This is a genomic window from Gordonia sp. 34D (assembly GCF_056682775.1).
Window position 1 is genome coordinate 2,351,921 of record NZ_CM155293.1, and the last position, 21,294, is coordinate 2,373,214.

20 protein-coding genes and 1 pseudogene are annotated in these 21,294 nt (G+C 60.4%); 11 read left to right on the top strand and 10 right to left on the bottom strand.

The annotated features are described in order from the left end of the window. Positions 1-199: 199 nt before the first annotated feature. The gene (locus tag AC1L34_RS10910; RefSeq protein WP_424322698.1) at positions 200-1,891 is read left to right on the top strand and encodes a BCCT family transporter; all 1,692 of its coding nucleotides are present in this window, start codon (positions 200-202) and stop codon (positions 1,889-1,891) included. Positions 1,892-2,088: 197 nt separating this feature from the next. Further along, the gene (locus AC1L34_RS10915; RefSeq protein ID WP_480034769.1) at positions 2,089-2,391 is read left to right on the top strand and encodes a hypothetical protein; all 303 of its coding nucleotides are present in this window, start codon (positions 2,089-2,091) and stop codon (positions 2,389-2,391) included. A gap of 16 nt (positions 2,392-2,407) precedes the next feature. Here the strand turns inward: AC1L34_RS10915 and AC1L34_RS10920 are convergent, their stop codons facing one another. The 4 genes from AC1L34_RS10920 to AC1L34_RS10935 all read right to left on the bottom strand — a co-directional run bounded on the left by AC1L34_RS10920 (position 2,408) and on the right by AC1L34_RS10935 (position 5,046). After that, on the bottom strand, positions 2,408-2,644 hold the full coding sequence (locus tag AC1L34_RS10920) for a hypothetical protein (protein ID WP_424322693.1): 237 nt from the start codon (positions 2,642-2,644) through the stop codon (positions 2,408-2,410). A 193-nt stretch (positions 2,645-2,837) separates the two neighbouring features. After that, entirely contained in the window at positions 2,838-3,725 is an 888-nt protein-coding gene (locus AC1L34_RS10925) for a hypothetical protein (RefSeq protein ID WP_424323632.1), read from the bottom strand. Between the two features lie 43 nt (positions 3,726-3,768). Further along, a complete protein-coding gene (locus AC1L34_RS10930) occupies positions 3,769-4,413 on the bottom strand; it encodes an SMI1/KNR4 family protein (RefSeq protein WP_424323633.1) in 645 nt (214 codons plus the stop codon). Between the two features lie 30 nt (positions 4,414-4,443). Then, positions 4,444-5,046 carry a hypothetical protein gene (locus AC1L34_RS10935; RefSeq protein ID WP_424322690.1) on the bottom strand — a complete coding sequence of 201 codons (603 nt, stop codon included), beginning with the start codon at positions 5,044-5,046 and terminating at the stop codon, positions 4,444-4,446. Between the two features lie 118 nt (positions 5,047-5,164). On the opposite strand from AC1L34_RS10935, the gene AC1L34_RS10940 reads away from it, so the two are divergent. The 3 genes from AC1L34_RS10940 to AC1L34_RS10950 are packed head-to-tail and all read left to right on the top strand — an operon-like array spanning position 5,165 to position 7,712. After that, a complete protein-coding gene (locus AC1L34_RS10940; RefSeq protein WP_480034770.1) occupies positions 5,165-5,509 on the top strand; it encodes a hypothetical protein in 345 nt (114 codons plus the stop codon). After that, positions 5,509-7,188: an alpha/beta hydrolase gene (locus tag AC1L34_RS10945; RefSeq protein WP_480034771.1), complete on the top strand. Its 1,680-nt coding sequence runs from the start codon at positions 5,509-5,511 to the stop codon at positions 7,186-7,188. The genes AC1L34_RS10940 and AC1L34_RS10945 overlap by 1 nt, the downstream gene beginning before the upstream one ends. A 2-nt stretch (positions 7,189-7,190) precedes the next feature. Continuing rightward, entirely contained in the window at positions 7,191-7,712 is a 522-nt protein-coding gene (locus AC1L34_RS10950) for a hypothetical protein (RefSeq protein ID WP_424296068.1), read from the top strand. Positions 7,713-7,739: 27 nt separating this feature from the next. Here the strand turns inward: AC1L34_RS10950 and AC1L34_RS10955 are convergent, their stop codons facing one another. Continuing rightward, positions 7,740-8,393 carry a hypothetical protein gene (locus AC1L34_RS10955; RefSeq protein ID WP_424324945.1) on the bottom strand — a complete coding sequence of 218 codons (654 nt, stop codon included), beginning with the start codon at positions 8,391-8,393 and terminating at the stop codon, positions 7,740-7,742. Positions 8,394-9,272: 879 nt separating this feature from the next. On the opposite strand from AC1L34_RS10955, the pseudogene AC1L34_RS10960 reads away from it, so the two are divergent. The 5 genes and pseudogenes from AC1L34_RS10960 to AC1L34_RS10980 all read left to right on the top strand — a co-directional run. Continuing rightward, positions 9,273-10,286, top strand: a pseudogene (locus tag AC1L34_RS10960) (MinD/ParA family ATP-binding protein); the annotation flags it as partial. Positions 10,287-10,406: 120 nt separating this feature from the next. Then, entirely contained in the window at positions 10,407-11,813 is a 1,407-nt protein-coding gene (locus AC1L34_RS10965) for a MinD/ParA family ATP-binding protein (protein ID WP_424324944.1), read from the top strand. A gap of 194 nt (positions 11,814-12,007) precedes the next feature. Continuing rightward, positions 12,008-12,697 carry a DUF8176 domain-containing protein gene (locus tag AC1L34_RS10970; protein ID WP_424322571.1) on the top strand — a complete coding sequence of 230 codons (690 nt, stop codon included), beginning with the start codon at positions 12,008-12,010 and terminating at the stop codon, positions 12,695-12,697. A gap of 134 nt (positions 12,698-12,831) precedes the next feature. After that, entirely contained in the window at positions 12,832-14,055 is a 1,224-nt protein-coding gene (locus AC1L34_RS10975) for a hypothetical protein (protein ID WP_424322572.1), read from the top strand. Between the two features lie 14 nt (positions 14,056-14,069). Beyond that, the gene (locus AC1L34_RS10980) at positions 14,070-14,819 is read left to right on the top strand and encodes a hypothetical protein (RefSeq protein WP_424293812.1); all 750 of its coding nucleotides are present in this window, start codon (positions 14,070-14,072) and stop codon (positions 14,817-14,819) included. 62 nt (positions 14,820-14,881) lie between these two features. Here AC1L34_RS10980 and AC1L34_RS10985 read toward each other — a convergent pair whose 3' ends face one another. The 4 genes from AC1L34_RS10985 to AC1L34_RS11000 all read right to left on the bottom strand — a co-directional run bounded on the left by AC1L34_RS10985 (position 14,882) and on the right by AC1L34_RS11000 (position 18,656). Beyond that, entirely contained in the window at positions 14,882-15,445 is a 564-nt protein-coding gene (locus tag AC1L34_RS10985) for a hypothetical protein (protein ID WP_480034772.1), read from the bottom strand. A gap of 214 nt (positions 15,446-15,659) precedes the next feature. Then, positions 15,660-15,977, bottom strand: coding sequence for a hypothetical protein (locus tag AC1L34_RS10990; protein WP_424324214.1), 318 nt, complete (start codon positions 15,975-15,977; stop codon positions 15,660-15,662). A gap of 382 nt (positions 15,978-16,359) precedes the next feature. Further along, positions 16,360-17,751 carry an IS1380 family transposase gene (locus AC1L34_RS10995; protein ID WP_480034773.1) on the bottom strand — a complete coding sequence of 464 codons (1,392 nt, stop codon included), beginning with the start codon at positions 17,749-17,751 and terminating at the stop codon, positions 16,360-16,362. A gap of 434 nt (positions 17,752-18,185) precedes the next feature. After that, positions 18,186-18,656: a hypothetical protein gene (locus AC1L34_RS11000; protein WP_480034774.1), complete on the bottom strand. Its 471-nt coding sequence runs from the start codon at positions 18,654-18,656 to the stop codon at positions 18,186-18,188. Positions 18,657-18,702: 46 nt separating this feature from the next. Here AC1L34_RS11000 and AC1L34_RS11005 point away from each other — a divergent pair, with 46 nt between their 5' ends. After that, a complete protein-coding gene (locus tag AC1L34_RS11005) occupies positions 18,703-18,984 on the top strand; it encodes a hypothetical protein (protein WP_424294703.1) in 282 nt (93 codons plus the stop codon). Positions 18,985-18,988: 4 nt separating this feature from the next. On the opposite strand, the gene AC1L34_RS11010 is transcribed toward AC1L34_RS11005, so the two are convergent. Then, a complete protein-coding gene (locus AC1L34_RS11010) occupies positions 18,989-21,262 on the bottom strand; it encodes a TPR repeat domain-containing protein (RefSeq protein ID WP_424322574.1) in 2,274 nt (757 codons plus the stop codon). Between the last annotated feature and the right edge of the window lie 32 nt (positions 21,263-21,294).

Consider the following 21,294-nt stretch of genomic DNA (forward strand, 5'->3'; position numbering starts at 1 on the left):
AGGACACTAAGGAGGCCTATGCAACCAAGCCCAATTTGGGCGGCGGGCTTGCGGTCGGACGTTTTGATACGTTGAGGCCGCTTGATCGGAGTCGACCGGCCGTCATTATGAGGCCCCTCCGTGATCGACTCCGTCACGTCGATAAGGGGAGAGCACGACTGTGACTGTAGATAACTCAAATGGGCAGAATCACGAGGTTCTGCACCTCACGTCGAAGGGCGGTGCCACCCCGGAGGAGGGACCGCCGAGAACCGATTGGATTTTTTTCGGCGTTGTCGCCGCCATATGTGTCGGCTTCGTGATCTGGGGCTTTGCCTCGTCGGACACGCTGGCCTCCACCGCGCAAACAATCCTCGATTGGCTTCTGGTCAACTTCGGGTGGGTATTCATCATGACGTCCACGGCACTCGTGGTGTTTGCCCTGTGGCTGGCGTTCAGCAAGTACGGGAAAATTCCGCTCGGCGCCGACGGCGAGAAGCCCGAGTTTAAGACAATTTCGTGGATCGCGATGATGTTCAGCGCCGGCATGGGCATCGGCTTAATCTTTTTCGGCATGGCCGAGCCTTTGATGCTCTTCATGGATCCGCCACCCGGGACCGCGCTAGCCAGGTCCGATGACGCCATCCGCACCGCGATGGCGACGTCCATGTTCCATTGGGGATTGCATCCGTGGTCCATCTACGCGGTGCTGGGCCTCGCGCTTGGGTACAGCGTGTTCCGACGCGGTCGGCCGCAGTTGATTAGCTCGGTATTTGTCCCACTGTTCGGCGAACGCGGCACTCAAGGCCCTGCTGGCAAGGTGATTGACGGGCTAGCCCTCTTCGCGACCCTGTTCGGGTCCGCGGCGTCGCTCGGTTTGGGTGCATTGCAAATCCGGAAGGGTTTGGAATCGGGCGGCTGGATCGAAAACGTGGGCACCAGTGTTCTAGTGGTGATCATCGCCATTCTGACCTGCTGCTTCATCTTGTCCGCAGTGTCGGGACTGGCGAAGGGCATTCAGTGGCTGTCGAACATCAACATGGTGTTGGCGCTGCTGCTGGCCGTGTTCCTGTTTGTCGCCGGGCCGACGGTGTTCATCCTTGATCTGTTGCCGACGACAATCGGTAGTTACCTCAACGACCTTCCCGGCATGATCTCGCAGTCCGGTGCCACGGGCGGCGACGCCATGCAGGAGTACCTGTCGACGCAGACCATCTTCTACTGGGCATGGTGGATCTCGTGGACGCCGTTCGTCGGCATGTTCCTGGCTCGGATCAGCCGCGGCCGCACGATTCGACAGTTCGTCGCCGGTGTCATCCTGGTACCGAGCGTGGTCAGTTTGTTCTGGTTCACTACGTTCGGCGGTACCGCGATCGCCGATCAAAAGAAGGGCCACTCCCCGTTAGGTAAGGGCACCACCGAAGAGATCACGTTCAACGTCCTCAAGGAACTGCCCTGGACTGGAATTACGTCGGTCCTGGTGATGATCCTCGTCGCGATCTTCTTCGTGTCAGGGGCGGATGCGGCGTCGATCGTGATGGGCACGTTGTCGCAGCGCGGCAGCCTGTTCCCGCGCCGCTGGGTAGTGGTCTTCTGGGGTGCCGCCACGGGCGCGGTCGCCGCTGTTCTGCTGGTGATTGGCGGCGAGGATGCCTTATCCGGCATTCAGAACCTCACGTTTATTTCGGCGCTCCCCTTTGCCGTCGCCCTGGTGCTGATGTGTGTCGCACTCGTGAAGGATCTGCGGAGCGACCCGATGATTCTCCGCGAGGTGAAGGGTGGCGAAATGCTCGAATCGGCCGTCATCCTGGGCGCTCAGCAAGACGAGTGGGACGACTTCCAGCTCGAAGTCACCGAACGCGTCGAGGAAGACGAAGCGGATGAGGAGCCGTCCGACGGTCCCGGAAAGTAACAAAACCCCTGGCTGTCGCCGATTTGGCGGCGCGAACGCGACCCACTGCTGGTGAAGCGTCGGCATGCACCGGATCATCTGGACGGCCTGGATCCACCAAGTGCAACCCGACCGCTTCTGCAGCGTTCAAGTAGGCCCCGATCGTCACTGACGGCGGCAACGGGCCGTGATCGTGCGATGTATACGATGGCCCACTAATGAAAAAATCGTTTCTCACGTTCGTCATGCTGGGCATCGCCCTAATCGCCGGGCTTTTCATGCTGGGCGCAGGCGTCAACAACCTGACCAGTTCGCAGGCCCTCTGTAACGGGAACGCCATGTCCCAAAGCAACAACTGCGTCACGTCGGTGCGATCCGGACGTGCTGGGCGAGAGACTCGTGTGCGCACTTACGCCGAGCAGCGCGACATCAATCGCCGTTCTGGCATCGGGTTCACCATCGCCGGACTGGTGCTGGTTGGCTCAGTCGCGGTACTCGGTGTCAGCACGCTTCGCTCGTAGTCGGCTAGTCCGCCACTTAGCCTTGGGTCTGCGGGCTCAGGACGGTCGGCGCAAAGCCACGACTGCCGGGTCCGGTCGACGCGATCTGCCGTCCCACCAGTAGCCGCTGAAGTAATCCGTTCGACAGTTTCCGTCCCGCATCGGTCACCGATTCCTGAGTCGAAGATCGGATGACGACACCGTCGTCGGCGACGTAAAACACCGCCCAGCCGAACCGCAGGGCGCCGGGGCCACCATTGTGATTGAAATTCATCTACGGGTCAGCGGTCAGCTAAACCAATTGCGGCCCCCGGAGCCCACAACGATCGAGGCACCCGCCTGTTCCGGACCAGAACCATCGATGCCCGGTCGCGCCTGCAGGCACAGGAAAGAAGTCGCATCACTCATAAGCTGCGCCAACCTTTCCCGAACTGTTCCGCCCAATCGCACCGGGCAAGCCAAAAGCCTTACCCTATCAGCTCCGGCCCAACACCAACGCTCACCGGCCCCGACGAGGCGATCCGCGGTGCAGCCATCAACCGAGCCAAAAGCTCATTCGACAAACCCCGCTCCGACTCCTCAAACGACACCGACGTCGACGACCGAACAACCACCCCATCATCAGCGACATAGAACACCGCCCAACCCAACCTCAGATCAGCAACGTCGCGCACTTGCGGAGGCTGCGCCCACACCCGCCAACCATCACGCAATCGCGACGCCACCAAATCCTCCATCGGATACTCCCCCACCACAATCTCGGTCCGAGCCACAAACTCCCGCACCAACACCACCGCATCCTCCCCCGACACAAAAGGCGAACGCACCAACGACTCACGCCACCACGACAGGCGCTCATCACGCAGCACCCGCGGCAACTCCACCGGCGTCACATCCACCCGCACCCCCGCCAACTCAGCGGGCCGCACCCACACCGAAATCAGATCTCGATCTTCAAACACCACCCCCGGCCACCCACGAAACAGCAGCTCAGGAGGATACGGCCGGCCATCAACATAGTCATCGGGCAACCCCGTCAACCGAGACAACAACACCGCCTCCCCATCACCACGAACACCCAGCACATCCCACAGCACGTTCTTCCACAACACCAACGTCTGAACCCGCACCACCGGCCCCACCTGCGCCGCCGAGGTCTTCACAAAACCATTCGTCTGCAACGGCCGCGTCGTCATCTCCGCGAATCCCTCCGGCAACGGCAACAGATTCGACGAGTACACCCACAAATCATCACCACGCTGATTGAACCGGTACCACTCCCCGTTCCACAGCATGTAGTCATCAGTGACCCACCAAGACCGCGCAGAAATATCGAACCCGTCAACGCTCGTCACGCCATCACCTCAACCAACTCCACCTGAGAACCGGACATCGCAATCACCGCAACGCCGGATACGGCACCGGCCGACCATCACGCCGAGCAAAACCGACATCAAGCAAAATTCGCAACATCCACTGATCCTGCCCCGCATCATCAGCCAACCAACCGATCCCCGAATCACCCTCAACCACAAAACCATCAGAGGAAACCACCGCAAGCATGTCGTTCAAAAAATCAACAAGCGAGGGCCACAACGCCTCCCGCCCGCACCCGTAATCAAGGTCGCAATAAATCACCTGACCTGCACGCCCACCCGCACCGGGATGACCATCGACAGCAAAAGCATCATCGGCACTCATAAACAACGGAACCCACCCCCGGTCCCACCACACCAACCGAACATCCCCCTCGGCGGACCCATCCAACTCATCAAAAGGCTCACCCACACCCAACGCCTCGGCCTGCTCGGCCATCGACGCACACCGAGCACCAGCAGTCGCCTCCGAATCAATCGGCAAACCACCCACATCAACCCCACCCAGCACCGACCACAACGCCCCCATACCCGCCTCGGGCGCCACACCAGTCAAACCCTCATAAACACCCACCTCCGAAACCTCACGCACAGCAGCCCAACCACGCTCAACCAACCCCGACCAAATACGCTCAGCCAAAACCAAAACTTCACCATCAAAAGACAAAATTAAACCCCTCCCAAACTCAGAAAACCGCTACTGAAACGAACCACCGTCGATATCCCTGGCAGGTGGCCGCAATGCTTCGTTGATCTTTGAGCGGTCAAGATCATAGATAAGATCGTCAAGGCGCCGAGCCTCGTCAGCGTCATTAATGAACCGAACATCAACATCAACAGGGTCACGCCAAACTGTAATAATCACCGTGTGCCACGACTCATTAATCGCCTCAGCCTTAATATGTTTCGAAAGCCGCCTTTGTATCCCCCGCGCTTGAGTCAGATTCTTCAGAAGCCCAGTCACAGTTTCGGACGTGAAAACACGATCAGTTTGGTTTATGACACCCAATCCTCGATGATAGTATTCCACAACCGAATCCCAATCGTCGCCACACTCCAACTGAGCCAAATCCCTTAACTCATAAGCCAGGTCGGTAACAATCTCGGACCAATGATTCGTCATCTGTGAACCATCCTTCTCATTTTCTCTTATCCGGTGGGGTAAACCGCTGACCAGCAATATTCTCAAACTCGGTGGCATATGCCTCGGTGGCAACTCCACCAGAATCGAGAAAGCAGTACTCGCCAACACCAACGCCCCACTCGGCACCCTTGAATCAGACATGATGATCGTATTCACACGGCCGCACTTACCTAGCGGGCACGATCTCTGGAGATGTCGCGATGCCACCGCCACCCCGTCCGACGCCCACGCCCACGGCAGGCCCCCGGAGCCGACGTCGAAGCCACGCAGTCCCATGGCGGCCGAACCCGGAGTAGTTCCGGCGCCGCCGGGGCAACCGTTGCAACCCTCGGCCCAGTTTGGCATCCTGCCCGCCAACGTCAGCAAGATCGCCGACAACTGGCGAACCCAAGGCAATACCGTTGGCGCACTAGACTTCTCGGCCAACACCGCAGCGAAGGGCGAGGGCAGCGCCACCTTTGCGGCGATGCGCACCGTCGCAGATCCCGCCACCGCCGCGACCGACTCCATCGCCAAACGCCTCACCACGCTCGCCGACGGACTGCGCGCCTTCAACTCGCGCGCCGTCGAAACTGACGACACCGCGGCCGACGGCTTCCGTGCCATCCCGGAACGCTGATGCGGCCCACCATCAGCCAACTGCGTACCTGGGACACCGCATCGCTAGCGGCCGCATCCAAGGCCAACAGCACCAACGCCGACTCGCTCGACGAAGCCATCGACTCCGCGATGCGCGCCATCGACAGCGCCACCTCGTGGTTCGGCAAAACCCACGACGCCGCCGACCAGCGGATCACCCAAGAACAAGACCACGCGCGTGAAGTCCGCAACGTGCTGTTGCAGATCGTCGACGAACCCGATGATGCCGCACGCGATCTCGGCTTCGCGAAAGACCACGTGCTCGGCGAAGTGGACGGTGCCCTCGCCGACGGTTTCACCGTCAACGACGACGGATCCGTGACGCATCCCGACGAGGATAAGCAGGACGCGGTCCAGCAGATCGCGGCCGTCATCGATGAAGGCTTGAAGACCGTCAACGACCTCGACGAAACTTACGGGTCACGCCTCGCCGGACTAGTGTCCGACCTCGCGTCCATGGTGCAAGGCCAAGCCGACATCAACGTGGTCGGCATCGGGATGATTGACCCCGACGCGCTCGTCCAACGCCTCACGACAATGACGCCCGACCAACGGGCGACGCTGCTCGGCACCCTGACCCCGGAGCAACTCCGCCGGGTGGCGCAAGCCGACCCCGACGCCATCGGCAACATGGATGGCGTCCCGTTCCAGGCCCGGATCGACGCCAACGAAGTCAACATCCGGGCAGCGCTGGCGTCGGAACTCCGCAAGGAACCGCCCAACAACAATCGCATCGGCCAACTGCAGAAAACGCTCACCCCAATCAAAGATCCACTGTCACCAGGACGTGGCGGTGATGACGGCGTCATGGAGCGAACGTTCCTGGCGTTCGAAAACACCAAGCACGGCAACATGATTGAGGTGATCGGCGCGATCGGGCCCGGCACCAAAAACGTGGCCGTGTACGTCCCCGGAACCAACAGCAGTCTCGATGGCAGCGAATCGAACCACCGCTCGGCGTGGAACCTCGCCAACCAGTCGCGCGGCCCCGTAATCGTCTACATGGACGGCGAATTCCCCCACGGCAATGCCCTCACCGCGTTCGTCGACCCCCTCTCCGACAACGACGCCATGGACACCACCCTCGCCAAACGGATGGCACCGGACCTCGTTTCGTTCGGCCACGAACTCGACCGCACGCTGGCCACCACCTCGCCAGACGCCAAAACCACCTTCATCGGCCATTCGTATGGCGGGTCCACCGTCGGCACCGCCGAACAGAGCCTCAATGCCGACCGCGTCATCTACGCCTCATCGGCAGGCACCGGCACCCTCGACAACCAGCCGTGGAACAACCCCAACCCCGGCGTCGAACGCTATTCGATGACGGCCCCCGGCGACCCGATCCAATACTTCCAAGGCCTATCGACGCAACACGGCGGCGACCCCGACACCACTCCCGGCGTAACGCGACTCGATACCGGCTACTACGGGCGCAATAACGAGGGGCACCCCGGCGAACTTGTGTGGGGCAGCGACGGTCACGGAGGCTACTGGAACGATCCCCAATCGGATGCCTTCCAGAACATGGTCAAGGTAATCACCGGCGGTGACCCGACCGAATATGTTTGGCGCGCAGCCGATTCGCGGATCGAGAACACATCTCCGGGACCAGTTATTCTCGCACCCGGCCCGCTTCCCCTCACTGGATCGAGGTAACCATGCCGACACCCAAATACCTGTTCGCGGTGCTGACCGTTGTCCTGACCATCGGACTCAGCGGCTGCAGCACCGACAACAAACCCGACGCGATCTCGATGTCCGAAGCCGACGTGGAACAGATCCTCAATGCCAACCTCGACGCGGTGGACGGCAGGGTTCCGGTCAACGCGAGCGATCGGCCCACGTTGACACAGTACGGCTGTAAGAGTTCGTTTCCATCGGCGCTACCTGAAGGGCCACCCTGGCGCTACCGAGTGATGCGCTGGTACGACGATCCCACCGACACTCAAATCGACCAATGGCGGACAGCCGCACTCGGTCTGTCCGCCAAAGGGTTCACCGAACAGCCCGCCCCAACAACCCGCCCCAACGACGACCCCCGCGACATCGTGATGCGCGACAACCGCGGCTTCCAAGTCAGCCTCACCGTCACCACACCGCCAGCCGACGCCGAACTCCGCGTCGACCTGCGGGCGTCATCGCCGTGCGTGCAACCCCCGACTCCTGCGAGTAGCCGCTAGTTCGACGACGTCGTCGCGCCACCGGGGTTACCGGCGGCCGACGTGGGCGTGGCGGTCGTGCTGGGCGTGGCGGTCGTGCTGGGCGTGGCGGTCGTGCGGGGTGTGACGACGGTGGGTGCCGCACCCGACTCGGGCAGCCGACTGCCCGTAGCTTTGGCCGTGGCACTGCCCGGTTCCGTGAGCCTGACCGTAGCTCTGCGACATCGAATCGGTCGCCGGGGCAACCACCGGCGTTGCCGGCATGGCCGTCGGAGCAACGTTCACCGCGGCCGAATCCACACCAAAGCTGGTCGGCACCGACTCCGATGCCACCTCCGGGCGACGGAACTCTGCGAGAAGCCACAGCGCCGCAACAACAGCGAGGACCACGTTCAATGCCAGGTAGACGTAATCCCAGGTGGAGTTCTGGCCAGGAAGAAGTTCGTCAGATTTCACCGCTGAATAGATGACGTTGTAAACCTTCCCCACCGCCGTACCAACGGCGAGGGCCGAGACAATCGCGGCGATAGTCTTCGTGTCAACTTTGTCAGTCATCACGCTGATCAGTGCGAGCATCACGATGGCGACACCCCAGAGCAAGAAAAAACCGTTATGGAAAAGCCCAAGGATCACGGTCAACAGACTCAACCCGGCCACAGCGAGTGCAAGGATCTTGGCAGGATCACCACCCCTGCTGGCCATAACTTGGCTGGCCGTAACTTGGCTGGCCGTAATCCTTGCCCACCGTGCTGATAACTCACGTGGCGAACTCCCCTGCTCGACACTGTTGCAATCGTCTCTGGCCTCCGGCCAACGCCGAAGGTAACGCTAGTGAATGCGCCTACGGTTGGACCGATTTGCCGTCATCCGTCCGCCACAGGTCTGCGCTTTGATTTGCGTGGCGACATGCCGCTGCCCGCGGCATGTCGCCACGCAAATCGAGAATCGTTAGTCTTCGTCAGCGAACAGTGGGGCCAGGTGGGCGATCTGGACCATTTCGGAGCCTCGACTGCGGGAAATGAACTCGCCTCGGCACGGCGGCAAGCGGCACCACGCCCGGCAAGGGTCTCGTTAGCAGCAGCCTGACTCAGTACGCACATGGACCTGCTGGTGAGGACCTGCCGCGCCTGGCCCAGGCGCAGACAGGCGGTGCGCAGGTCTCCGAATCGCAGCCGATAGCCAGCGACCTGGTGGTCTGGGACGGATATGTCGCGATAGCCTTGGGCGAAAGCCCACTAATCGAAGCGGGCGATCCAGTCTCGAGTTCCCCCTTGCGAACCGACAACATCGGCATGAGTCTCTTGGGTGCCTATTCGCCAACGGCATAGTGGTCGCGCCGTCGTCGGTCACCGAATTGACGCATTTAGGCCGACCCGTTCGGGCCGTGGTAAATTTCGCCCGAATACGCAGATGCACGCCGGGGCAGTGCCATCGCGGGGTCTCCCGATCTGATTGACGGGAGATTTCACCGAGTTCGTAGCTGCCCCGTGTGCAACCGCGAATCACGGTGACAGGCAGGAATAATCGGGGATGAATCAACCACAGCAGAATCCGTCGTGGCTCGATATGGGTGACGACGAGCCCGAGGCTCCGACCGTGTTTGCTCCCATCAACGTTCAACAGCCGCCGCAAGCGCGGTCAACGCACGTGGCCACGTCTGCTCAGAACACTCCCGGGCAAGTCGATGAGATCGCGCTCCTTCGACGTGCCAAGCACCCACCGGCCAAAGGGTGGCGACGTGCCGTGTACCGCGCCTCCGGAGGTTCGGTGAATCTGGGGGACTCTCCCGCTGACATCAAGTACGCCGAACTCGTCCGAGCGGTACAACAACCCATCCGCGGCGACTACCGCATTGCGGTGCTCTCCCTCAAGGGCGGCGTCGGTAAGACGACGACGTCCATCGGCATCGGTGCCACTCTCGCGTCGAGCCGTGGTGACCGCGTGATTGCGATCGACGCGAATCCCGACCTGGGTACGCTCGCACAGCGCGTACCGCAACAGACTCAGTCGACGGTCCGCGATCTCATTGCCGACCGCTCCGTGACTCGCTACTCTGACGTCCGCGCACATACCTCCCAGGCGCAGAATCGCTTAGAAGTCCTTTCATCCGAACGCGATCCGGCACGAGCTGAAGCGTTCAGTGAGTCCGACTACCGGCGGGTGATGGAAATCCTTCGCCGCCACTACAACATCATCATCACCGACTGCGGCACAGGCGTTAGCCATTCGGCGATGAACGGCGTTCTCGGTTACTCCAACCAGCTCGTCTTGGTGACGTCGCCCGCTATCGACGGTGCCCGTAGCGCAACGGCGACGCTCGAATGGCTGTCGTCGCATGGCTATGACGAACTCGCGAAGTCCGCAGTGGTCGTGGTCTGTTCATCAAGGAGCGGGTCCGCGTCTGTTGATGTCGATCAGTTGGCCCAGCACTTCCGCAATCGAACTCGGGCGGTTCACGTAATCCCGTTCGACGCTCATCTCGCCGAGGGCGCGGAGGTCGAGTTAGACCTCATGCACAAGAAGACCCGGACAGCGTTCATGGAACTTGCCGCGACTATCGCCGGCGGCTTCTCCCAGACTGTCCACTCCGATTAAGTTCCGTAGTCCTGCCACCGATAGTCGATGACTCGGTACTGATCCCCACGAAAGGCCCGAACGATGAATGAGAACTCCGGTAACCCACCGTCATGGATGGCAACCGAACAGGCGGACCCCGTGCCTGATTCTCCTATCGCCGACTTCGCCGCCGCTGATTCGCCGGGCGGGGACCAGCACGACAACGTCGACAACCAGGTTGCATCGCCAACTCAGAGCATGGACGCACAGTCCGGCGGTACGCATGCCTCAGGCGAGATGCTGGCCCCCGAGGTGTCAGCATTTCACCCTGAACCCCAGCCGCAGGCACAGGCAGGCCCGTATGGACAACCGCAGTTCCAGCACGATCAGTACGGACAGCCATACCCACCGCAAGAACAGCCTCAGCCCCAGTACGGGCAACCCCACCCCCCGCAGCCCTTGCCAGACGCGATGTACGGGTACTTTCCTGAATCGCAGCAGGGTTTCACGCCACCCGTGGGAACACCAGCGCACGGATACGGCCCGGTCCCGATGCCCTCGCAGCAGCACCAGCAGCCGGGCGTCCCGCCACAGGGTGCCCCGCAGCCCGGCTACGGGCCGAACCCTGCCGCCCCGGGCGTAGGTGGGCCTCGACCTGGTTGGCGCCAGTCGATCCGCAGTCGGTTCGTCAACTTTGGCGGTACGCGGAAGAAGGAAGAGGTCGCTCAACTCGCGAACCGCGTTCGTCAGCCAATCCGCAACGACTTCCGTGTCGCCGTGCTGTCGCTGAAGGGCGGTGTCGGTAAGACGACCGTCACCGTCGGACTCGGGTCGGTTCTCGCATCGCTGCGAGGCGACCGCGTCATTGCCGTTGACGCCAACCCTGACCTCGGCACCTTGTCGCGTCGTATTCCGGCACAGACGGCGTCGACTGTCCGCGACCTCCTCCAGGACCCGCACCTTGAGCGGTACATGGACGTGCGGAAGCACACCAGCCAAGCCCCGTCGCGCCTCGAAGTCCTCGCCTCCGAGCGGGATCCGGCGATCTCCGAAGCGTTCAGCGAGGACGAATACCTGCGGGTTATCGAGATCCTCGAGAACCACTACAACATGATCATCACCGACTGCGGTACCGGTCTCGTGCACTCCGCGATGGCAGGAGTCATGAAGTCGGCGACTTCGCTTGTCTTGGTCACATCTCCTGCGTTGGACGGCGCGCAGAGTGCGGTCGCGACGCTCGATTGGCTAGTCGCCCACGGATACGAGCAGATTGCTCGCGAGACCGTCGTCGTCATCGCTGCGTCGAAGGGCAAGAACGCTCCCGTTGACGTCAATATGCTGCGGGACTACTTCCTGGGCCGCACACGTGCCGTGCAGATCATTCCGTACGACGAGCACCTTGCGGTAGGCAGCTTCATCGACCTCGACCAGATGCAACCGGCGACCCGTTCCGCGTTCCTTGAGCTTGCCGCCACTCTGATCGAGCCATTTGTGATCCAGTTGCCGCCCACCGCGTTTGCCGGGCCATTCGGCGGAATGATGCCACCGCAGGGGCCACAGATGTAGCGACGTGGCACCTCGATAAGATTCGGGTCTGCCAGCAAAAAATACGCAGACCCTGTCAATGTTGGCAATACGGACACGCGAACTGATGGATCGTGCCGAAGCGCGGGAGGAGGAAATCGATCATCAACGACCCACATGAGCCGGGGACAGACGACGGCTTCTCTCGTGATGACGACGATACGCAGCAGATTCCCGTGGTCACGGGCGGTGTTGACTACAGCACGGTCGACTATGGCTACGACAACACGTACGACGCGGACGGGACCAGTACCCGTCCCGAATCGACCTCGACGTACGAACTCCTCCCCTCGGACGCGTTCGCACCCACCACCACGCGTAAGAGTCGGCGGTTCGCCATCATCGCGGCCGCCTGCATCGTGATCCTGGGAGTCATTGCCATTGGCGCGTACACCGCCTTCGCTGGTGGCGGCGATGATAGCTCCGCGTCTCCCACCGCGTCCGCACCTGCGCCCGCACCGGCGGATCGCGGTTCCACGGACGCCGCGTGTCCGGCGCGGACCGTTGGCAATGTAACCACTGGCAGCGATGCTGGCGGATCGGGCAGCGGAATCGACGTCATCAAGGCCTTCAACTACGCCTACTACGTCAAACGGGATGCACAAGCGGTCAGCGAGTTCGTGGTGCCGGCCGCGCGACGAGCCGTTATTCCGTCGATTGCGAATTTGCAGATGGCGATCGACGACCTGCCCAAGGGGACGACGCATTGTCTGACCATCACCGATCTGGGGAATGGTTTGCACAAGGTAGACCTCGCGCAGATCGCTCCGGGGCCTGGCGGGCAACGAACCGTCTTCCACCAAATGATCCAGACCACCAGTGAGAACGGCAGGTGGCTGATCGTGTCGAACACGGCCGTCGGCTAACAACTTTGCCCGCATTAGTGGGCCGATATAACCATCATCATTCACAAAGCACAGAGGAACCCCTAGATATGAACTCGACCTCCACCACCCGGCCTCAGAGCCGGGCGCTGACTCACGCTGGTGTTGCCGCACTCGTGGCAACTTCCATGGCGTTTGGCGCGGTCGCGGGCAGCGGCGAGGTATTTGCCGCTCCCCAGCAGGGCGGCATTGGCGGCGGCGACGAGAATCCGGCACCTCAGCAGCCCGGGTTTGGCGACCAAGGCAGTCCGCAGCAGGGTGGTCTCACGCCTGCTCCGCAGCCTCCGGCCCCGGCTCCCGAGCCCGTGCCATCGACTCCGGGTCCCCTCGGCCTCCCTGCGGCACCGTCTGCTCCGCAGAGTGAATGGACGTATCCCGCGCCGTCGTACGAGGGCGCATACAACCCCAATCCACTTGGTATTCACGCACCCAACCCGAATGCGCCGACGGTGAAGCGTGTTGCGCCGAAGCCGCAGACGTTGCGTATCGGCAACTTCGAGATGGCTAACAAGGATGTGCCGAACTTCCCGAACAAGGAAGGCTACATCGACTGGGCCAATGGTTGGGCCGCCTACAGCGAGCAGCAGATTGCCAATGGCCTGGTCGCGATGGGTATGGCTGAGGAAGACGAGGCCTCGCGTCAGGCTGCAGCGATCGTGATGGGTGCCGCTGGCGCGGGTGCCATCGGCGGTGCCGTTGCATTTACCGCGACAACTCTCGCCGTCGGGATGGTCACGGTGCCGCTCGGCGCCGTTGCTGGCGGCGTTGTTCCGTGGGCGGGCCCCTTCCCGCTCAACGTGGTTTCCATTGCTGGTGGCGCGGCGATCGGTGCTGGCATCGCTGTTAGTGCCGGTGTCGTCGCCGGTGTCGGTACCGCGATCGTCGCGGGCTTGATCGGTGGCGCGGCCGGCTGGGCACTCGGTACTGGCGATAAGGGCAACAACATTAAGCGTCCGGACGGTCTCCCGAAGAACGCTCCGCAGGACGGAACCGAGCAGGATTCGGGGATCAACCAGTTCGAGCTTCGCCTCGCCAAAGACGACGCGGCCCGCGCTGGGTTGCCGTCGGTGGAATACGTTGTCACCGAGCGTGGCGACGTCAAGATGACGGTCGGTACCACCAAGCTGGGTTGGACGGCCGAGCAGGCTCAGGGACCGCTCGCATTGCTCGGCCCCAACGCTCCGGCAGCGATCAACGACGGTGTCGTCGACGCGACGGATCGCGCGGCTGACGCCATTAAGGGACTGCAGGTTGGCTGGCCGCAGGAGGCCCAGCAGCAGGCCGCGCAGGAAGCACCGGCTCCGGCGTATGTCGGATCGCACCGCAAGCAGTCGGCATAAACATCTCTAACTCTATGAACCCCGAACTCGACTCAGATTGGGCTGCCGAGCCCCAGTGGAAGCTGACCTACACCCCCGGACGCGTCACCGCCTCACAGGCGATTGTTCGCGACCGGGGGCTTCCTCCTGCCAGCTGGTACCTGACTCCGTGGGAGGTTGACGCGGCACTTTCCGGCGGCGAGGACATCCTAGGGCTCGTTAATCGGCAGGATCCGCGGCTCCCGCAGCACGTGGCCGCCCATGAGGGACCGGCGGCGGTGACTCTGACATGCACCCGTTGCGGGCATACGGGCTCCAGGCCGGCTGACTTCGGTGCCGAGCATGACTCATGCACGCAGATGCACGAGGAGCCGTTGCAAATCATCGAGCCTGCCGTCGAAGGTTCGGTGGTCGAAGACTCGATGGTCGATGTCCTCGCCGTCGAGGATCAGGCCGTCGAGGTTTCGTCAGACGAGGTTTCGGAGATCGAGGATCCTGTCGTCGAGGATCAGGTGGTCCAGGAGTTGGTTGTCGAGAATGCGGCACCGCAACCGAGGTCCCCGGCCGACCCGTCGTGCCGCGAAGCCTGGATGGCTGCGGCCCGTACGGGCAGTCTCGTCGACGGTATTGAACCTGGTTGGCTCTCCCGCGACACCGAGGCCTTGGATCCTTGGACTGTGCAGTTGAGTTTCGACATCAACGCCTACGGTCCTGATCACGCCAAGCAAATCGCGAATCTACTGGCAACAATTACCGGCGGACGGGTCAGCGGGCTGTCGAACTAACCCAAGTCACGCATGCGGCGTCCTGCCTTTCGGACTCCCCTAGAGTCTACGAGTTCCCAGCCTCATCGATTATCCGCCGGCCACCCCGGATATGTGGTCCGCAGCGGAACGGAAGTCAAGGGCAAAGTTGCCGGAAGCCCATCGAACTTGCCACCCCAAACATCACCGCACACATCCGAAGTATTCGATATAACAAGATCGACGATTTTCCACGATCCGAACACATCCTGTTGCGCATGCTCTGCGAGACCATCCTGGTTGGCTGGCGGTTCATCGTTCCCAGACAACTCGACGGTAACCCGATTAGCGTTCGCGTCCGGCAAGGATGCCACTTGTTCCCACTGCGTCGGGCTCGCCGCAGCGTCCGGTTCGTATAGCCCAGCGTAGTTTCGACAGTAATCGATCTCAAGAATGTTATTCACGCGCTTAACGTCCAAGACCCGCAGACCCAACGTGCCGATCCACGAATCGGCTGTGGGACCACCTTGCGTGCTCTTTATCCAGTCGGCAAAGTTGCCTCGCGCTGCATCCACAAAACCTGGAGTCGCATCGGCCTTATCCGTCGTCATCGAAACGATATTGATGGACTCGATTGCAGCCCTGACATACGTACCCGTCGGCGACATTAAATCAAGGGCCTCAGTCTGGACCCACTCGAACGCAACACCATCAGCTGCTGGCGGCAACGAATACGACGCAGATGTCGATGTTGCCGACGCCGGAACCGGTTGATCCGAAGTACTCGCACATCCCGATGTCAAAGCACCGACAGCAGCAAGCGCAACGATCGAACACAGCCGTCTCTTCAACCCTTACCACTCCTTCTCCGGCCAACCGGGACTAGCTCCAACCAGGATTAGACCGAACCGTCACCTTCTGCGGATCAACCAACACGCCTTCGGGGAGTTGATTATCGCTCTCCGGCAGCGGCCACTCGTAACACGCATTCAAGGCGGCAATAGCCCTGGGCTCGGCGCGGCTAATTGCACTCCACATCGTCAACTTCCATTCCCCAAACACAGATTTGCTCGGCCGAAAATTTGGACCTGATTGAAAAGCCGGCGGCGCTTCACCCCCGGCGGTAAACTTCAGTTCGTAGCCGATCCGGTCACTTCCGGCAGGGCGAAATTTCCCTGGTGGAGTCTCTTCGTCAGCCACCGCCAAGCCCCTCGTATCGAGGCAAAGGTAAACTAGGAATACGGCGCCTTTTAGTTTCACACCATTCCCATTCTCGCGAGACAACAAACTACTAACTCGCGAATTATCCGAACCAGCGCCCGTATCAATGGCGCCTGCCATCCCAGGGTAAACAACACCAGGGTCTTCAGTCTTACTCAACAGAGTAAGCGATTCCGTCATGGCCCTAACCTCGAAATTTCATCGGGGTGACGTCCTGGCCTGTGCGGTTTCGGATTGATGGTTGTGAGCTGATTGTGCCTGTCGGGTACGACAAGGCCGCCGATCGTCGGATACGTCCGGGTTCCACATCACCGGAAGAGCAGGTTCTTTCATCTCGTAAGGTCAGGGCTCGGCTACCGAGTCAGCCGGGTGCCGGGTAGGCGGCCAGCCGCTCGAGGCCGGCAGCGAGCAGACCACTCCACGGATGATGCCGGTCGTACCGAAGCCGGAGTCGGCGGGCGTGACGAGTCAGGCGGGCCGCGGTCGCAAACAGTCGCATGCGCAGCTTCTTGGGTTCCCACAGGCGCGCTGCGGTACCGGCCAAAGCCAGCATCTGGGTCCAGGCGAGCAGATCGCACGCCACCTCGACCACGGCGAGCCAGATCTGATTCTGCGCGAACCCTTTGAGTGGAAAGTTCGTCAGGCCAGTGTCTTTCGCGATCCTGATACGGTCTTCGCAGCGGGCCCTCCGCCGATGCCGGACCTCGAGATCGGCGAGCTGGCCGCCGGTGGTGTTGGTGGCGAACGCGATCAGGCGCCACCCATTGCGGTCGGTGATCCGCAGCTGGGCGCCCGGATGCGGCTTCTCACGGCGGACGATGACCCGCATCCCGGCCGGCCACCCCGAGAGGTCCAGGACTCCGGTCAGTTCGGCAACGTCAGCATTCTTGCGGGGTTCACCGTCCGGGTCGTAGGCCGGGGTCCACGCCTTCTTCGGCAACCGGTCGATGAGGTCACCGATCGTCTCGTTCAACGGAAACCCGACCGAATACGACAGGCGTCGGCGGGCGAGGAAATCGATGAAGTCGTGGGTGCCGCCGGCCGAGTCGGTGCGTATCAGGATCGACTTACCGAGCCGAGACCCGATGCCGGGAACCTGCTGAAGGATCTTCTGCGTCAACGTGATGTGGTCGGCGGCGGTGTTGGAACCGGCGTTGCCGGGCCGCAGGATCGCCGCAGCGGCCTCCCCGGTCCCGTCTGGCCCGTGGTCGATGAACGCCATCAACGGATGAAAACCGAAGCCCCGCTTATAGGTTGGCTTCGCCTGCTCCTTCTCCGAGTGGGCGGTCACCAACGTCGCATCGATGTCAATGATCAGCGGCTTCTTCGCCGACCGACCATGATCGGGAGCCTGATCGGCGGCCAGGGACCACACCCGCTGGCGGGCGGCGGCGCGAGCGGCCCGGATCGCGTTCACAGCCCGCTCGGGATCGGCGGCCAGGGTGGCGATCAGGCGTGAGACCGTCGGATCGGAGGCCACCAGACCGAACACGTCGGGACGACCGCGGACCATGCTGATGTCGGCCAGGCAGTCACCGCCGACGATCAGGCTCGTGGCCAAATCGAGGAGGATCTTCGCTGGATCGTGGGTCGCGAGGGGTTTGCGCCACGGCGCGAGCGCGGTCCGTAGCGCGTCGGTGAGGCCGGAGAGTTCGGCGGTACGGGTGGCCAGGACGGTGCCGCCGTGGGTGATGATGCCGCCGCCGTCGGCGGTGGCCTGAATCTGCGGGTAAAACACGGTAGAGTTCTTCACCAGAAAGGTGCTCCTTGCCCTGCTTGTGATTGTCGTTTCGCAACAACAATTATTGCAGCTCAGAGCACCTTTCTTCATGAAAACGGCAGGTCAGGCGAATTCAGCGATGAAAGCCCGAGGCTAAGGAACGTACCTTCGGGCGATCGTAAGGAGATCTGGGGCGACTCCCCCCATACGAATCCGACCTCAGGAATGTCCAAGCCTTCGTCACTCGACTGGGCTCGCGAACTTTCCGTTGCCGAATCCACCGGACCATCGACACCCGGAGTGCACGCCGTCGCCGAAAGTACCACCGTAAGGATCGCCACCGACCCCTGCGACCAAGAACGCTGCCTTAAGCTCTGCATATCGCCTCCATACCGCAGCGCCGTATCAATTGAGCAAGCCTTCGGACCTCACAACACCTAGTCGCCCTTCAAATAGGATCACCAGGCTCACCGATTATCCGCTGGCCACCCCGGAAATGTGGTGCGCAGCGGAACAGAAGTCAAAGGCAACGTCGCCGGAAGCCCATCGAACTTGCCACCCCAAACATCACCGCACACATCGAGAGTATTAAACAAAAGATAATCCACAATCTTCCACGATCCGAACATATCCTGCTGCGCACGCTCCGAAGAACCTCGCTGGTTGGCTGGCGGCTCGTTGTCCCCTGACAACTCGACGATAATCCGATTAGCGGGCGTGTCCGGTGATGACGCAACTCGTTCCCACCGGGTCGGCTTCGGCAGAGCATCCGGCTCGTACAGCCCGGCAAAATTGCGACAATAGTCGATTTCGAGAGTGTTATGCACACGCTTAACATCCAAAATCTGCAAACCCAACGTCCCGATCCACGAATCCGTCGTAGGACCACCCTGCGTACTCTTTATCCAGTCGTCAAAGGTCCCGCGTGATGCGTCCACAAAACCTGGAGTCGCATCAGTTCTATCCGAAGTTATCGTAACGATCATGATGGACTCGATCGCAGCCCTAGCAAAAGTCCCCGTAGACGACATTAAATCAAGAGCCTCAGTCGGGACCCACTCAAATGCAACACCATCAGCGGCAGGCGGCAAAGAATACGATGCAGACGTCGACGTTTCTGACGCAGGAATAGGAGGGCCTGCGGCAGTTCCACACCCAGAGGCCAAAGCTAGTATACAAGAAAGAAGGGAGACAGCCTTTAAATTCTTACTAAACATCACTCAATTCCTATACGATAGGTTGACACCGATTCTAGATGATCGCTAACCGGTCACTCAGGTGGCGCAAAATCACCGTTACCCTTACCCTGGTCAACCCTGTCAGAGAAGGACGTTTCGTTACGATCGTACTTCGCGACCAATTTGCGGGCAAGGTTAGCTTTTTCAGACTTCGCCTTAGTGATCTTCCAGAGTTTGTAGTCGTCAGTATCTGCGATCTTCGGATTTTGCTTAACCATCCCTTCGATCACCTTTGGAAGACGAAAAACATCATTGTCCCCCGTTTCAATAAAGCTAAGAACCTGGTTCTCATCGACTGAAGTCAGGTCGATCGAACTATTTTCTTTGAAGACTGACGCCTTGGCGAGCGGCGTAATTCCTAGTGTCCCAATTGCGAATACCGGACCCCAACCCGGAATCGCACCAAACAGCCCGTTAACAGCCCCGCTGGCAGCGTCAAAATTTGCCATTTGTCGATTAAGTTCGATCGACTTCGAGTAGCCTTCGACCCATTCCCCCTCGTCCTTTGCTGTCTCAAACCCCTTAACCATGGCCGCTTGAAGGGCGCCGATCGTATCAGGGTCTGTTGCAACTTCTCCGCGCGCAATCTGCTTGCCGTAGCGTTTCGCGAGGCCGTCTTGCACATCTTTAATCGCCCAGGTTGCTGTGGCCCCAGCCATCGGATCACGATACAGAGTCGTCATAAACGACGATAAAGTTCCCATGTTCTGCAGGGTTAGCGTTTCATCATCCCCCGCAAGGCCTGCGTAGTGCGGCTTCATCGAAACAGCTAGAGTTTGAAGAAGCACTGAATCCTCAAATACTGACGAATGGACCTTATTCTCTCCCTCTTGATTCTTAGGAGATAGCGTAGCTAGATATTTTGCAACATTCTTGGCCGCAAGCTTTGTAGTTTTATCGTTCGGCTTATCATCCAGATAGGCGAGTATCCGGTAGACCCCCTGTGGATTGTTACCTGGGATTCGCGAGTCTCCAAGTGACGGATCCCCCGCAACCATGTCCGATAGATTATTCAACTCCGTCTGCAGGTTCTCAATCTGCTTCTTAGCAGTCGGATCCTTCGGTTTCGCGGCAGATATCTGAGCCTGAAGCTCCTTAATTCGCTCATTTACTGTCAAACCCGCATTCGAACCATCCGTGCCGTCCATCAACTGTCCAACCGCGGCTGGATTATCGCGAAGTAGCGCGAGCGAGGACTCCCGATCCTTAGCGCCCGCATTGATGAGGAGCTTTTGTGCGTCATCATAGTCCGATGGACTCCGCACCATTAGAAGCCCGTTCTTGCCGTGATCAAATTCCGCATAGACCGACTTGATTTCGAGTCCACGCTCAAGGAGAAGGCGATTAGCGTACGACCCGTTCTTGTAGCGATCGTCCGCTGAATCCAACATCTTTGCAAGACGCGTATACTCGTCCATGTCAGGGACGTCGATCGTTCGAAGGGGTTGCCCAGTCATGAAGTCGTATTTTGGACTAATTGGCTTAGCAATATGACGGAATGCTGGCGGCATCTCGGAGAGATCGATCGGCTTACCGTTCGATTTCACATGAGGGTTTGTCGCCATGTGCCCTGATGCACCCAAATAGGCTTCGAGATCTGGATTCTCTTCAATGAATCCCGCAAGTTTTGACGAGTCTCCAGTTGTTCCCGCCAGCTTCTTCCAAGCATCTAGAATGTAGCGCTTCTGCCCCTCCGGAATGTCAACGTCTTTCCCCTCGCTGAGATCAGTTTTTTGCTGTTCGGTTAGGCTAAAATTCGCCTTGAATCGCGTCTTCGCTTCTTCGCGCTGGCGAAACTTCTCCATGTCCGCGTCATACTTAGCCCAGTCTTCAGGACTCTTTCCTCGAGCTTCCTTCTCAGCCTGAACCGGATTGTACGCTCCCGGAGCTGCACCTTCACCGTCGCGCACCGGCGGCTTGGTGGGAGCTTCAGGTGGCACCGAATTTAGAATCTCGACATCTGCATCTGCGGCACTAGTGCCATCTGTAGCGTCCGTGGCGACGAGCCCACCCTTTGTAGGGTCCGGGTCAGGCGTATCTTCGCCAGGCGTCTTGCCGTCACCAGAATTCTTGACCGCTAGAATCTTCGGACCTGCGATTGCAGGAATAACGCTTGAATAAGGACCTGTTTTGGGAGGCTGGTCACCTGATGGGGGCGGGTTGTCCCCAGTTGTTGGATTCTCTCCCGCCGCAGGATTGTCTTTGGTGGTCGTAACTGCCGGTTCGATCGTTGTCGACTGAAACGGTTGAGGTGCACCCGGCCCCTGAACAATTACATCCGGCTGCTTCGGTGCCGTATCAACCACAATTTCCTCCCAAACAAAAGATCGTTATTAAA

Bases quoted from the DNA above. Each gene is read 5' to 3' on its own strand.
- AC1L34_RS10915 (WP_480034769.1), top strand. From the start codon at position 2,089: ATGAAAAAATCGTTTCTCACGTTCGTCATGCTGGGCATCGCCCTAATC.
- AC1L34_RS10920 (WP_424322693.1), bottom strand. From the start codon at position 2,644: ATGAATTTCAATCACAATGGTGGCCCCGGCGCCCTGCGGTTCGGCTGG.
- AC1L34_RS10940 (WP_480034770.1), top strand. From the start codon at position 5,165: ATGGCGGCCGAACCCGGAGTAGTTCCGGCGCCGCCGGGGCAACCGTTG.
- AC1L34_RS10945 (WP_480034771.1), top strand. From the start codon at position 5,509: ATGCGGCCCACCATCAGCCAACTGCGTACCTGGGACACCGCATCGCTA.
- AC1L34_RS10950 (WP_424296068.1), top strand. From the start codon at position 7,191: ATGCCGACACCCAAATACCTGTTCGCGGTGCTGACCGTTGTCCTGACC.
- AC1L34_RS10955 (WP_424324945.1), bottom strand. From the start codon at position 8,393: ATGGCCAGCAGGGGTGGTGATCCTGCCAAGATCCTTGCACTCGCTGTG.
- AC1L34_RS10980 (WP_424293812.1), top strand. From the start codon at position 14,070: ATGAACCCCGAACTCGACTCAGATTGGGCTGCCGAGCCCCAGTGGAAG.
- AC1L34_RS10985 (WP_480034772.1), bottom strand. From the start codon at position 15,445: ATGTCGCCGACGGGTACGTATGTCAGGGCTGCAATCGAGTCCATCAAT.
- AC1L34_RS11005 (WP_424294703.1), top strand. From the start codon at position 18,703: ATGATGGACTCGATCGCAGCCCTAGCAAAAGTCCCCGTAGACGACATT.